Here is a 12,369-nt window from a genome sequence, read left to right on the forward strand (position 1 = left end):
GATGCGACAAACAATCCAGCCCGCGTGCCATCTGATTGCAATGAATAACCCAGCAGATCCTTGAAATCGGTCAGACCGTTATTGCCGCCAAAGCCCATATCGTTGCGGAAGAAGGCCAGTAGCAACGCATAGGTCATGGCCTGCGTGATGATCGAAAGATACACCCCCGTCACGCGTGAGCGGAAGGCAAGGAAGCCAAAGACAAAGGCCAGAAGCCCCGGAACAAACATCGCCATGACGATGGCAAACCAGAACATGTCAAAGCCATACCAGTACCATGGCAGTTCCTGCCAGTTCAGGAAGACCATGAAGTCCGGCAGGATCGGATCGCCATAAACGCCGCGATCGCCGATCTGGCGCATCAGATACATGCCCATGGCATAACCACCGAGCGCAAAGAACGCCCCGTGGCCAAGTGACAAAATCCCGCAGAACCCCCAGATCAGATCGACGCTCAAGGCAAGCAAAGCATAGCAAAGATACTTGCCCAGTAGACTGACCATCCAGGTCGGCACATGAAAGGCGGAGCTTTCCGGCAACAACAGGTTGCTTGCCGGCACCAGAATGGCAGCCGCGATCAGAATGCCCAAAAGGATCATTCCACCACGGTCGTTCAGCAACCAGCCGATGACCGGCGTCATTTGATATTTTTGGCGGTAATCGGTCATGGATCAGGCCTCCACCGCGCGACCTTTAAGGGCAAACAGTCCCTTGGGTCGTTTCTGGATAAACAGGATCAGCGCAATCAGGACAAAGATCTTGGCCAGAACCGCACCTGCGACCGGCTCAAGGAACTTGTTCACAATCCCAAGGCTGAACGCCCCCAGAACCGTACCCCAAAGGTTCCCGACCCCGCCGAACACGACGACCATGAAACTGTCGATAATATAGGTCTGACCAAGGTTCGGGCTGACGTTTGAAATCTGGCTGAGTGCCACACCGGCGATGCCTGCAATCCCAGAGCCCAGACCAAAGGTCAGCGCATCGACATAGCCGGTGCGAATGCCGACCGACCCGGCCATGCGCCGGTTTTGCGTGACAGCGCGCATCTGCAAACCAAACGCGGTATAGCGCAGCACAGCGGCAATGCCCGCAACAACGATGATGCTAAACAAAATGATCCAAAGCCGGTTATAGGTCAGCACCAGACCGGTCGAAAATTCAATCGCCCCACTCATGAAATCAGGTGCGGTAACCTGTTGGTTGGTCGCCCCGAAGATGGTCCGGATTGCCTGCTGCAAGACAAGGCTGACACCCCATGTCGCAAGCAGAGTTTCAAGCGGGCGACCATACAGGAAACGGATCACGGACCGTTCGATCACAACCCCGACCGCACCGGCGACAAGAAACGCCGCAGGTACTGAAATCGCCAGCGACCAGGCCGACCCGGATGGCAAAAATGATCCCAGCGCCTGCTGCACCATAAAGGTGGTATAGGCGCCAATCATGATCATCTCGCCATGGGCCATGTTGATGACCCCCATCACCCCAAAGGTAATGGCAAGACCAACAGCGGCGAGCAGCAGGACCGAACCCAGACTGATTCCGCGATAAACATCACCCACCGTCTGCCAGGTCGACAGGCGGCCTTCGACGGATTCAAGCGCATCATTGGCCGCGGCAATGACTTCGGGCTCAAAGCCGCCTGCCTCGGCACTGGCAACGAACTGATAAAGCACCGCACGGATTTGCGGGGTGGTTTCGCTTGAAAGAACCTCGATCGCAGCCAGGCGTTCTTCGGTGGTTTCACCTGCCGCCAGCGCCATGGTCGCACGCGCCAGTTCCATACGGGCCAGAAGCGTTTCATCTTCTTCGCGATCAATCGCGCGCAAAAGCAACGGCAGCATCGCCGGATCACGGGCATCCATGATCTGTTCCACCGCATTGGTCCGCGTCGTCAGATCCGGGCTAAACAGGTTCAGCGTCGCCAAGGCATCACGCAGCACACCGCGCAGACGGTTATTGACCTTGATCTTGGAAATTTCCTTTGATCCGCTTTCGCCGATCTCTTCACCGCTGACAATGTCGATATGGGTATAAACCTTGCCCTGTTTGCGGGTGATCACGACATGTTCGTCACTTTCGCGGACATAAAGGTCGCCTTCGAGCATCGCACGCAGGATCGGCGCAACACGGGGGTCCCCGTCTGCTGCCATTTCCTCGATCACTTCGATTTTCTGGGTCGAACTTTTGGCATCAAGCCTTTCGGCTACGTTGCGAAGCTCTTCATCGCTATAGGCCATCGCCATATCGGGAACAGCCATGAAAAAGATCAAAAGACAGGCCAGAACGGCACCAAGTCGACTGCCGGATTTCCGGGCCTGTTGAAGGCAGTGCGGAGAACGGCGCAGCATCGAAAACATGTCATTGCGCATGATCACCAAACCTTTGAATACAAAACGGAAAAGGAAATAAAGAATTGTCGGGCATGGCCCCGCAGAAAGGCCGCCCCAAAGTGAACAGGCCGGTCGCACAGCTGCAACCGGCCCATCCAAAACCAATTAGTACATCGGTTTTTCACAGTTGCCGCAGACCCACGGATAGGTCCAGTCGGCGGTCAGCTTTGCGCTTTCCGGCAGGAAGTCCGACCATGCATCGCCAACGACGGTGCCTTCGGTTTCCCAAACGATGTCGAATTGGCCATTATCCTGAACCTCGCCGATCAGAACCGGCTTGGACAGGTGGTGGTTAGTGTTCATGACAGCAGTGCCACCGGTCAGGTTGGCAACTTCCTGGCCATACATTGCCTGACGAACCGCATCGACATCGGTGGTGCCAGCCTGCTCAACAGCCTGTTTCCACATGTTGAAGCCGATATAGGTTGCTTCCATCGGGTCGTTGGTTACGCGCGACTCATCACCGATAAAGGCGTGCCATTTTTCGATGAAGGCAGCATTGGCATCAGACTCGACCGACTGGAAATAGTTCCAGGCAGCAAGGTGACCAACCAGCGGCGCGGTATCGATACCGGCCAGCTCTTCTTCACCAACCGAGAAGGCAACAACCGGAATGTCTTCGGCTTTGATGCCCTGGTTTGCCAGTTCCTTGTAGAACGGAACGTTGGCGTCACCGTTAATGGTCGAAACCACTGCGGTTTTCTTGCCAGCAGATGCGAATGCTTTCACGTCAGCAACAATCGACTGCCAGTCGGAATGACCGAACGGGGTGTAGTTCTCCATGATGTCTTCATCGGAGATACCCTTGCCGTTCAGATAAGAACGCAGGATCTTGTTGGTGGTACGCGGATACACATAGTCGGTACCCAGAAGAACGATACGCTCGGCAGAGCCGCCATCTTCGCTCATCAGGTAGTCAACAGCCGGAATGGCCTGCTGGTTCGGAGCTGCACCGGTATAGAACACGTTGCGCGAGCTTTCTTCGCCTTCGTACTGGACCGGATAGAACAGCATGCTGTTGAGTTCTTCGAAGACCGGCAGAACCGATTTACGCGAAACCGACGTCCAGCAACCGAACACAACATCAACCTGTTCCTGCTCGATCAGCTCACGGGCTTTTTCGGCAAACAGCGGCCAGTCAGAAGCCGGGTCAACGACCACTGCTTCAACTTCCTTGCCAAGCAGGCCACCGTTCTTGTTCAGATCGTCAACCAGCATCAGGACAGTGTCCTTCAGCGTGGTTTCGGAAATCGCCATCGTCCCGGAAAGAGAGTGCAGCACGCCAACCTTGATGGTTTCTGCTGCCTGTGCGGCTGACATTGCCATCGCAGACACTGCCATGGCCCCGGCGCCGATAAGCGCCTGAAGCTTCTTATTCATTTATAGCCTCCACTGAGTTTTTATTGCACCGCCACCTCACTTGCTAAAACCGTGCCAGACTCAGAGGCCAAATCGAATAAAATCACGAATCGAGGGATTTCCACGCAATAAGCGATCATTCTACAGCTTGTTTTGGGAAAATATTTGCGCATACCGCGTTTTGTATGACTATTTTTCAATCAATGATCACATTTTGATTATTTTTTGATCACATTGACGTCGCCGTATTCACAGCTTATCTCAGGGGCGGAAGTTTCGCCTTTGCTGAGCTTATTGCACCACAATCTGCCCTGTGCTGGCGGCTTCCTGCCCCGTCGGGAAACCGGCGGGGCGCACCACTTCAGAACACCCGTTCGGACCGGATCATTCCGCTGCGATCAAACCTGATGTTGGTGAAATTGACCCGATCACGGTCCGAATTTGATCGCGCAACCAGATCAAACCAACATCCTTGTCTGTCCAGACAGCCCAATTCATTGTGACCGGCGGGAACGCGACCTCAATCGGCATCGGCCCATAGGACAACCCGAACAGCGATGCATATTGTGTTGCAATTCGATTGGGTACTGTTGCAATCACCGCACTGTTGCGCGCCGCCGCCAGAAGCGGCATGAAGTCCGGCGCTGCCAGTACAACATCAAGCTCGATCCCCATACCCTGAAGTGCCACCCCGACACATCCCGCGACATTTTCCGTTTGCGACAAAACGGCATGACGCGACGCCAGATACGCTTCGCGCGACAACGGGACGGTCAGATCAAGAATATCGGGATTAAAGCAACACGCGACTTCCGAATTGAAAAGCACCTCGCCGAAATTGCCTGATTTCAACTGGCTCTTGCAGCCAATCGCAACATCGATTTCGCCACCATTGATCATGTGATCAACCGTTTCCGCCGTAATCGTTCGGCTCAGAATCTTGAGCCCCGGCGCCTCATGCTGAAGATGCCGCAAAAGTACCGGCAACAGGATCATGTCCATCTCCCCGGTGACACCCAGCCGGAAAACACGCTCGGCGGTTTTCGGATCGAAACAATCCGTGGCCTGAATGGCGTTTTGTGCCTGCGAAAGTGCCGTACGCACCGGCCCGGCCAACGCCCGCGCCTTGGCAGTTGGCTGCATCTTTTGCCCGACGCGAACAAACAGGTCATCTGCCATCAGCATGCGCAACGTATTAAGATTGTGACTCATCGCAGACTGCCCGATCCGCAGTTTCTCTGCGGCCTTGGTCACGCTCATCTCCTGCATCATTGCGTCAAACGCAATCATCAGGTTTAGGTCAAAAGACCGTAAATTGAAATGATCAATATTATCCATGACTGGTATCGATTTGATTACTGACTTCGTGCACTATAGCCTTTCCCCATCAGCTGACAACCCGCCGGTTCACACCGGCATGATTTGAGGGAAAAGAAAATGTTATCACGTCGCGATTTGCTCAAAAGCACGCTTGCCGCAGGCGCCGTGGGTGCCGTTGGCAGCACGGTATTTGTTCCGCTTGCCGCCAAGGCCAAAGCACCTCTGGCCGGAACGCAGGCCCCTGGCTATTACCGGGTGATGGTCGGTGATGTCGAAGTCACCGCCCTTTCGGACGGTGCTGCGCAATTCCCCATCGCTGACCTTTATGTCAACACCACCCCGGAACAGGCGCGCCTGGCCCTTGCCAATGCCTTTCAGGGAACCCCAACCTATCTTTCGGTGAATGCCTATTTGCTGAATTTTGGTGATCGTCTTGTGCTGCTTGATGCTGGCACCAGCGATCTGATGGGGCCGGCACTGGGTAAACTTCCCGCCAACATCGTTGCCTCGGGTTATCATCCCGATCAGATTGATGATGTGGTGATCACGCATATTCACCCCGATCACACCGGCGGCCTGACACTGGCTGGCGCAAAGGTCTTCCCCAACGCCACGGTGCATGTCCCCGAAGCAGACAAGGCCTTCTGGCTGAGTGCCGAAAACAAGGCAAATGCTCCCGAAGACGCCAAAGGCTTCTTTGATCAGGCAGTGGCATCAATCAAGCCATACGAAGACAGCAACACCCTTCAAACCTATGCGCCGGACGAAGCGGCCATCGCAGGCAAGATCAACTCGACCTTCCGCCCCGGCCACACGCCCGGTCACAGTGCACTTTGGATCGAAAGCAACGGCGAGAAGTTTGTCTATTGGGGTGACATCACCCATGGCGATGTTGTCCAGTTTGACGACCCGAACGTCGCCATTGTGTTTGATGGCGATACCGAACTGGCGATCAAGTCGCGTGAAGCCGCATTTGCCGAAGCAGTACAGGAAAAATACCTTGTTGCCGGCTGCCATGTCGCCTTCCCGGGCCTTGGTCACGTGCGGGAAGACGCCACCATGTATGACTGGGTGCCAATGAACTATCGCGCTGACGTCTAAGACCGGGAATGTGATCCCCCATCCCCACCGGTTTACGGACGACCCGTCAACGCAAAAGGGCGGTCGCATAATGCGACCGCCCTTTCAGTTGTTCCCTGCGCAACTTGCCTATTCCGGCATGCCCGCGCGGATCCACTGACCAAGCTGGGCGCGCTCTTCGTCCGTCATTTCCGTTAAATTGCCAAGCGGCATGGCCCGCCCGATGACGGCCTGCGCCAGTATGCGCTGTGCGCTGGCTTCGATCTGGGCCAAATCATCAAACATTACGCCTGCCGGGGCTTCGTCAAAACCCTCATCACTTGGATTGGCCGAATGGCAAGTCGTGCATCGCGTCTGGACAATCGCCAGTGCATGATCAGCGGTAATGATGTCTTCATCGGCCAGTTTGACCGCATCGGGGTCATAGCTTGCAAACATCGCCAGCACCGCCATACCGACACCTGCGGCCGGAAGTTGCCAGACAACCGCCTTGCCGGTGCCACCGGCATTGCGCGTATTGAAGAAATGCCGCACCAGACCGCCAATAATCAGGATCAACCCGACAATCAGCCACGACTGATCATGTGAAAACAGCATCGAATAGTGGTTGCTGATCATCATCAGCAATACCGGAAGCGTCAGGTAGTTGTTATGCGTCGAACGCTGCTTGGCCTGAAGACCCAGTTTCGGATCGGGCTTTTCCCCGGCCATCAGACTGGCCACGACCTTTTTCTGGTTTGGAATGATGATGCGAAACACGTTGGCGGCCATGATCGTGCCAATCATCGCACCCACATGGATAAACGCACCGCGCCCACTGAACACATTGGTAAACAGATAGCTTGCGGCCATGATCAGGATGAAAAGCGCAACCGCCAGCGTATCGGTGCGTTTGCCAATCGCACTTTTGCAGATGATGTCATAGATCACCCACCCGGCAAACAGGCTGCCAAGCCCAATCAGGATCGCATCCATCTTGGTCAGCGCCAGCACGCTGGGGTCGATCAGATAGCTTTCGGCACTCCAGTAATACATGGTGACCAAAAGCGCAAAGCCGGTAATCCAGGTGAAATAGGCCTCGTATTTGAACCAGTGCAGCTCGGGCGGCATGGAACTGGGGGCGACCATCCATTTGTTCACATGATAAAAACCACCACCATGGACCATCCAGGCTTCACCATAGACGCCCTCATCCATGCCCGGACGCTTGCGCAGGGACAAATCCAGCCACACGAAATAGAATGAAGACCCGATCCAGGCGATACCCGTAATCAAATGCGCCCAGCGCAGGATCAGATTGATCCAGTCCTGAAACAGAATATCCACGGTCTTTGAAACCTCCGTCTCGCCCATGCGCGGTTTCCAGCGCGCTGGCAGCCCTGCCTTAAATGATGCCCCGGGACGCGTGAATGGCTCTGATGGCAGCATTTTGCCCGGGCTTAATTCAGTCGATCTGTAACACAGTCCCCCGACCGCCTCTATTATTTAGGGGTTGAGCATAATCGAAATGACTTTCAAAATAATCTTTAAAATGGCAGAGTGTGGCCGCTAATCTGCCCATATAATGTTTTAAAAAGACCTCAGACATCAGGAGCTTCCCGCGCCATGTCCGACTTTGAGGACATCCAGATTTTTGTCCGTGTTGCCGAACTTGGCAACCTTTCTGCTGCCGGGCGTGAATTGCGCCATTCGGCGGCAGTGGTATCCAACCGGATCGCCCGCCTTGAAGAACGTCTGGGTGTGCGTTTGCTCAATCGCACAACACGCCGGGTCAATCTGACGACGGAAGGCGATGTTTATTACCGGCACTGCCTGCGCATTCTCACAGAAATGCAGGAAGCCGAAAACGCCATCGCCAACCAGAAAAACACCACGCGGGGTCCTGTTACGCTGACCTGCCCGGTGGCGTTTGGCAACAAATACGTCGCCCCGATCATTCCGAAATTTGTTGAACAGAACCCGGATGTGCAAATCCGCCTGCATCTGTCTGATCGGTTGCTGGATCTGTTGCAAGACAAGGTCGATCTTGCCATCCGCATTGCAGAGCTCAAGGAAAGCTCGCTGATTGTCCGCAAACTGGCCACCAACAAGCGCATGCTGGTCGCAAGCCCGGATTATCTTGAAAAGAACGGCACACCCAAGGCGCCCGCAGACCTTTTGAACCACAATTGCCTTCTGCTGCGCTTCCCGGGATCACAGCAATATCAATGGACCCTGCAGGGGCCGAATGATGAACCACCGGTCACCCTGGCCGTCGCCGGTTCCATGGATTCAGATAACAGCGAAGTCCTGACCCGCTGGTGCCTTGATGGGCATGGCATTTCGCTGAAATCGAACTGGGAAGTCGACGAATATCTGCGCGACGGACGCCTTGTACGCGTCCTGCCCGATTACCAGCCCCCCTCACATGCGGTCTATACGCTCTACCCGGAAAACCGGTATTTGCCGACCCGTGTCCGCGCCTTTGTCGATTTTCTGGTGGCAGAATTTGGCGGCACGCCGCCCTGGGAACGCTAAACAAAAAACGCCCCGAACAGATGTCGGGGCGTTTTTTGTCGTTCGCTATAACTGACTTAGCTTTTGGCAAGCTCCAGGTACCCGCTCAGAACCGCGGCGACATTGTGCCCGATCACGTCATGGGCATAACCGCCTTCCATCGTGAACACGGTTTTAAGACCCAACCGCCCGATCATCTGACCGATGCGGTTGAAATCATCGGTCTGGAGCTTGAAGTCGCAAATCGGTTCGGCTTCGTGGGCATCCACACCAAGCGCCACCACCAGTGCATCGGCCTGCCAGGTCAGAAGTTTCTGCATGGCCTTGGCAAAGCCAGCCCCCCAGGCGCCAAAATCACTCCCGCCCGGAAGCGGCACATTAAGGTTCGCCCCCTGTCCATCGTTGCGCCCGGTTTCATTGGCATAGCCCATGAAGAACGGGAACTGATGGGTCGGGTCGGCATGGATCGAAATCGTCAGAACATCACCGCGCTCATAGAATATATCCTGCGCGCCATTGCCATGATGATAGTCGACATCAAGGATCGCGACCTTTTTCGCGCCCTTGGCAATCATGTGCTGGGCGGCGATGGCGGCATTGTTCAAGAAGCAATACCCACCATATCGGTTGGCGTGGGCATGATGCCCCGGTGGGCGCGTCAACGCAAAGGAGGACTCATTATCGCTCCAGGCGGCCTCGGCGGCAGAGATCACGGTCTGCGCGCCCCAATAGGCGGCCTTCCAGGTTCCCTGTGTGATCGGCGTGTCCGATGAAATGGCATATTGGCCCAGACGGGCGCTGATATGTTCGGGCTTGCCACCGGAAAAACCGGCAGTGGGCCAGACATAGGGAAAGGCATCGCCGCTATTCCCGGCCTTGGTCCAGCCATCCCACGCGGTTTCAAGAAAATCGAGATAATCCGGATCATGGATCGCGCGGATCGGGTCCATGCCGTGATCCTTGGGATCAAACAGCTGTGCCTTGATCGCATGGGCTACGGCATCACGAATGATCGGAATACGCCGGGCGTTTTCAAAACACGGCACCATGCGCCCGTGATGCATTTCGCCCGCCCCGTCATGGGCATCGTGACGCGAATTGAAGAAAACCCGCATGGCACCGCTCTCCTGACTGAAAATCTGTCTTGGGCGCTATCATGACGCCCAAGACAACGTGTTGCACGCAGAAAGCGGCTATTTCTTGGCGGTATAAAGCAGCTTCTCAATCGTTTTAAGGAAACCACCCAGTTGATTGCGCAGGTTTTCCGACTGATCAGCAAGACGGCCAGCCATATCGCGCGTGGTATCAGCAGCCTCTCCGGTACGTCCGGCCATGTCCGATACCACGGTAATGTTGTCGGTGACTTCCTGTGCGCCGCCTGATGCCTGTTCAACATTGCGCGTGATGTTGCTTGAAAGGTTCGCCTGGGTTTCGACATTGCCCGAAATCGTGTCCGAACGTGCGGCCAGATCATCAATCACCCCGGCAATTTCACGGATCGAGCCAACCGACTGCTCAATCGCAGTCTGGATATCCTGAACCTTTTCCTCGATGCTTTCGGTCGCCTTACTGGTCTGGTTGGCCAGCCCCTTGACCTCGTTGGCAACCACCGCAAAGCCTTTGCCCGCCTCACCGGCACGAGCGGCCTCGATGGTGGCATTCAATGCCAGAAGGTTGGTCTGGGCGGCAATGTCACGGATAAAGCTGACAACTTCGACAATCTCGCCGGCTGCGGCTTCAAGCTGTCCGATGCGACCATCGGTTTCCTGCGCAAGGCCATTGGCACGGTGCGCAATCTCGACCGACTCGCGGGCCTGATCGGACACATTGCGGATCGATTCATTCAGCTCTTCCGAGGCGCTTGAAAGTTCGCTCACATTGGCTGCAGTCTGGCGCGCTGCGGCGGCGACATTGGTTGAACGCGAACTGGTTTCATGGGCGATGGAATTGGCATCACCCGATGCTTCGGCAAGGGCCGTTGCCGCATTGGCAATTTCATCGACTGCGGCAAAAGAACCGCTTTTGAATTCTTCAAGAACATCGGCAAAGCCCGAAAGCTTCTGTTCGATCGAGGCACTGGCAGCGTTAATGCGCTTGGCCGAAGACAGATAGTCGCCAACCAGCCCGGTCTCGACAATGCGACGATAATAACGGTTCTCGGAAACCGCCCCCATGGATGCCGCACTTTCACGCAGGAACGCATCATTGCGGTCGATCAGACGGTTGATCGCAATGAACAGTTCACGCATGTCCGAGTGACTATCGACATTGGTAATGCGGGCTTCGTAATCACCATCGGCTGCGGCCAGAACCACATCCAGTGCCTTTTTGATACCTGATTTTGAACCACCAAACAGCGACATTAGAACCTCGAACCTTCGATTTCGGGGGCGCGGGAACACCCCGATGATACTTTAAAGACTTTGAATAAACTCGTCGTACGACAGGCCCGTGTCAGACAGTTTCTGCATCAGGACTTCGGATGCGGCGTTCATTCCGTCCTTCCGATTGGGCGTGCTTTCTTCAATCTTGCGAAGCTCCTCATACAGAGGAATGATCTTTTCGCTGATGACCTTCGGATCTGGCACGCGTCGATTGGAATGATATCCAACCACATTGTGCGCAGCGTCAAAACTTGGCGTGATGTGGGCATAAACCCAGTAATGATCGCCATTGCTTGCCATATTCACGACATAGGCGAAGATTTCCTTCCCCGCCGAAATCCGGTCCCACAACAGCTTGAAAATGCAGCGCGGCATATCCGGATGCCGGATGAGTGAATGTGGCTGACCAAGGACTTCTTTTTCCGAATAGTCGGAAAGGCGTAAAAACACCTCGTTGGCATAGGTGATCCGCCCTTTGAGATCGGTTTTGCTTACGATCAATTCTTCCGGTTTGAAATGGCGTTCCCGTCCGGATGGAAGAATACCTGAAGGCTTGTCGCTCACCCTAAGACCTCGTTTCTTTTTTTAACCATGCCCGCATTTCTGAAATTCAGGCGAAATTTATTAGTCAATTATCATGTAAAAATGCGTCTGCGAAGAAAAAATGTTATCGTTTCATACGCTTCTTTCTCAAGGACTAACATACATATCTGGAATTATTATTTGATAAAATATTGTCCGCACTAACACTATTCAACCCTTGCTTGTTGGTAAATGCGGATACGGACGGGACTGATTTTCGGGCAAATATTACATCTGTTGCTGACAGATGAATTAAGCACCTTTGTAACGAATTCATGTATCATCAACCAAAGCGCGAACCGTCAGGGTAAGAACCGATGACGCAAGATCTCCGGAATTTTCCATATCGTGTCGTCATTCACGAAAAGCATTCTGCGCAAGCGGTGCTGGACTGGCTCGACACCAATGTCATGAGCAAGAACTGGACGATGGGGATTCGCAAAATCGAAATCCCGCGCGCCGGTCAACCCGATCCGATTGTCGATATGGTGATCTATTTCAATCGCCGGGGCGACATGGAACGCTTTCGCGACAAATGGGCTGGCAAAGCACGCGAACACAAGGTCAAGCTACGGGGCTGGCGGGCCGCCCTTTATGCGCTGCTTCACCCGCGCACCGAAATGGTTGCCTATGAAAAGGTCGATGACGCCAAGCCGAAATGATCCGCGCCCACAAAAGCCCGGTACTTATCTGTTGGCATATCGCCCGTTGCCGTAATGAAAAAAGCCCCGTGCAACTCAATGCACGGGGCT

11 protein-coding genes are annotated in these 12,369 nt (G+C 54.7%); 3 read left to right on the forward strand and 8 right to left on the reverse strand.

The genetic code is table 11. The features are described 5' to 3' along the window. The 4 genes from B2R48_RS15300 to B2R48_RS15315 all read right to left on the reverse strand — a co-directional run. Positions 1 to 668: ABC transporter permease subunit (locus tag B2R48_RS15300; RefSeq protein WP_414716194.1), on the reverse strand; the 668-nt coding region annotated here is incomplete at its 3' end. 3 nt (positions 669 to 671) lie between these two features. Further along, entirely contained in the window at positions 672 to 2,375 is a 1,704-nt protein-coding gene (gene urtB / locus B2R48_RS15305) for an urea ABC transporter permease subunit UrtB (protein WP_084272139.1), read from the reverse strand. A 126-nt stretch (positions 2,376 to 2,501) separates the two neighbouring features. After that, positions 2,502 to 3,776, reverse strand: coding sequence for an urea ABC transporter substrate-binding protein (gene urtA / locus B2R48_RS15310; protein WP_062956789.1), 1,275 nt, complete (start codon positions 3,774 to 3,776; stop codon positions 2,502 to 2,504). Between the two features lie 363 nt (positions 3,777 to 4,139). After that, positions 4,140 to 5,093 carry a LysR family transcriptional regulator gene (locus B2R48_RS15315; RefSeq protein ID WP_297002123.1) on the reverse strand — a complete coding sequence of 318 codons (954 nt, stop codon included), beginning with the start codon at positions 5,091 to 5,093 and terminating at the stop codon, positions 4,140 to 4,142. 99 nt (positions 5,094 to 5,192) lie between these two features. On the opposite strand from B2R48_RS15315, the gene B2R48_RS15320 reads away from it, so the two are divergent. Further along, positions 5,193 to 6,176 (forward strand): MBL fold metallo-hydrolase, encoded by a 984-nt coding sequence (locus B2R48_RS15320; protein ID WP_297002125.1) that lies wholly within the window; start codon positions 5,193 to 5,195, stop codon positions 6,174 to 6,176. Between the two features lie 108 nt (positions 6,177 to 6,284). Here B2R48_RS15320 and B2R48_RS15325 read toward each other — a convergent pair whose 3' ends face one another. Then, positions 6,285 to 7,508, reverse strand: coding sequence for a urate hydroxylase PuuD (locus tag B2R48_RS15325; RefSeq protein ID WP_297002129.1), 1,224 nt, complete (start codon positions 7,506 to 7,508; stop codon positions 6,285 to 6,287). Positions 7,509 to 7,760: 252 nt separating this feature from the next. Between B2R48_RS15325 and B2R48_RS15330 the strand changes: the two genes are divergently transcribed. Next, the gene (locus tag B2R48_RS15330) at positions 7,761 to 8,672 is read left to right on the forward strand and encodes a LysR family transcriptional regulator (protein WP_213473477.1); all 912 of its coding nucleotides are present in this window, start codon (positions 7,761 to 7,763) and stop codon (positions 8,670 to 8,672) included. Between the two features lie 56 nt (positions 8,673 to 8,728). On the opposite strand, the gene B2R48_RS15335 is transcribed toward B2R48_RS15330, so the two are convergent. From B2R48_RS15335 to B2R48_RS15345, 3 genes are all read right to left on the reverse strand, one after another. Continuing rightward, positions 8,729 to 9,766 (reverse strand): histone deacetylase family protein, encoded by a 1,038-nt coding sequence (locus tag B2R48_RS15335; RefSeq protein ID WP_297002133.1) that lies wholly within the window; start codon positions 9,764 to 9,766, stop codon positions 8,729 to 8,731. A 78-nt stretch (positions 9,767 to 9,844) separates the two neighbouring features. After that, positions 9,845 to 11,014, reverse strand: coding sequence for a methyl-accepting chemotaxis protein (locus tag B2R48_RS15340; RefSeq protein WP_062956794.1), 1,170 nt, complete (start codon positions 11,012 to 11,014; stop codon positions 9,845 to 9,847). 51 nt (positions 11,015 to 11,065) lie between these two features. Continuing rightward, positions 11,066 to 11,599 carry a PAS domain-containing protein gene (locus tag B2R48_RS15345; RefSeq protein WP_213473476.1) on the reverse strand — a complete coding sequence of 178 codons (534 nt, stop codon included), beginning with the start codon at positions 11,597 to 11,599 and terminating at the stop codon, positions 11,066 to 11,068. Positions 11,600 to 11,934: 335 nt separating this feature from the next. Between B2R48_RS15345 and B2R48_RS15350 the strand changes: the two genes are divergently transcribed. Further along, entirely contained in the window at positions 11,935 to 12,279 is a 345-nt protein-coding gene (locus B2R48_RS15350; RefSeq protein ID WP_297002137.1) for a hypothetical protein, read from the forward strand. Positions 12,280 to 12,369: the final 90 nt, after the last annotated feature.

Origin of the sequence: Thalassospira sp. UBA848 (assembly GCF_002295455.1) — a bacterium.
In the GTDB taxonomy this organism is placed as follows: Bacteria; Pseudomonadota; Alphaproteobacteria; order Rhodospirillales; family Thalassospiraceae; genus Thalassospira.

Excerpts from the sequence above, each read along its gene's own strand:
- urtB (WP_084272139.1), bottom strand. The coding sequence starts at position 2,375 with ATGCGCAATGACATGTTTTCGATGCTGCGCCGTTCTCCGCACTGCCTT.
- urtA (WP_062956789.1), bottom strand. The coding sequence starts at position 3,776 with ATGAATAAGAAGCTTCAGGCGCTTATCGGCGCCGGGGCCATGGCAGTG.
- B2R48_RS15315 (WP_297002123.1), bottom strand. The coding sequence starts at position 5,093 with ATGGATAATATTGATCATTTCAATTTACGGTCTTTTGACCTAAACCTG.
- B2R48_RS15320 (WP_297002125.1), top strand. The coding sequence starts at position 5,193 with ATGTTATCACGTCGCGATTTGCTCAAAAGCACGCTTGCCGCAGGCGCC.
- B2R48_RS15325 (WP_297002129.1), bottom strand. The coding sequence starts at position 7,508 with ATGGGCGAGACGGAGGTTTCAAAGACCGTGGATATTCTGTTTCAGGAC.
- B2R48_RS15330 (WP_213473477.1), top strand. The coding sequence starts at position 7,761 with ATGTCCGACTTTGAGGACATCCAGATTTTTGTCCGTGTTGCCGAACTT.
- B2R48_RS15335 (WP_297002133.1), bottom strand. The coding sequence starts at position 9,766 with ATGCGGGTTTTCTTCAATTCGCGTCACGATGCCCATGACGGGGCGGGC.
- B2R48_RS15340 (WP_062956794.1), bottom strand. The coding sequence starts at position 11,014 with ATGTCGCTGTTTGGTGGTTCAAAATCAGGTATCAAAAAGGCACTGGAT.
- B2R48_RS15350 (WP_297002137.1), top strand. The coding sequence starts at position 11,935 with ATGACGCAAGATCTCCGGAATTTTCCATATCGTGTCGTCATTCACGAA.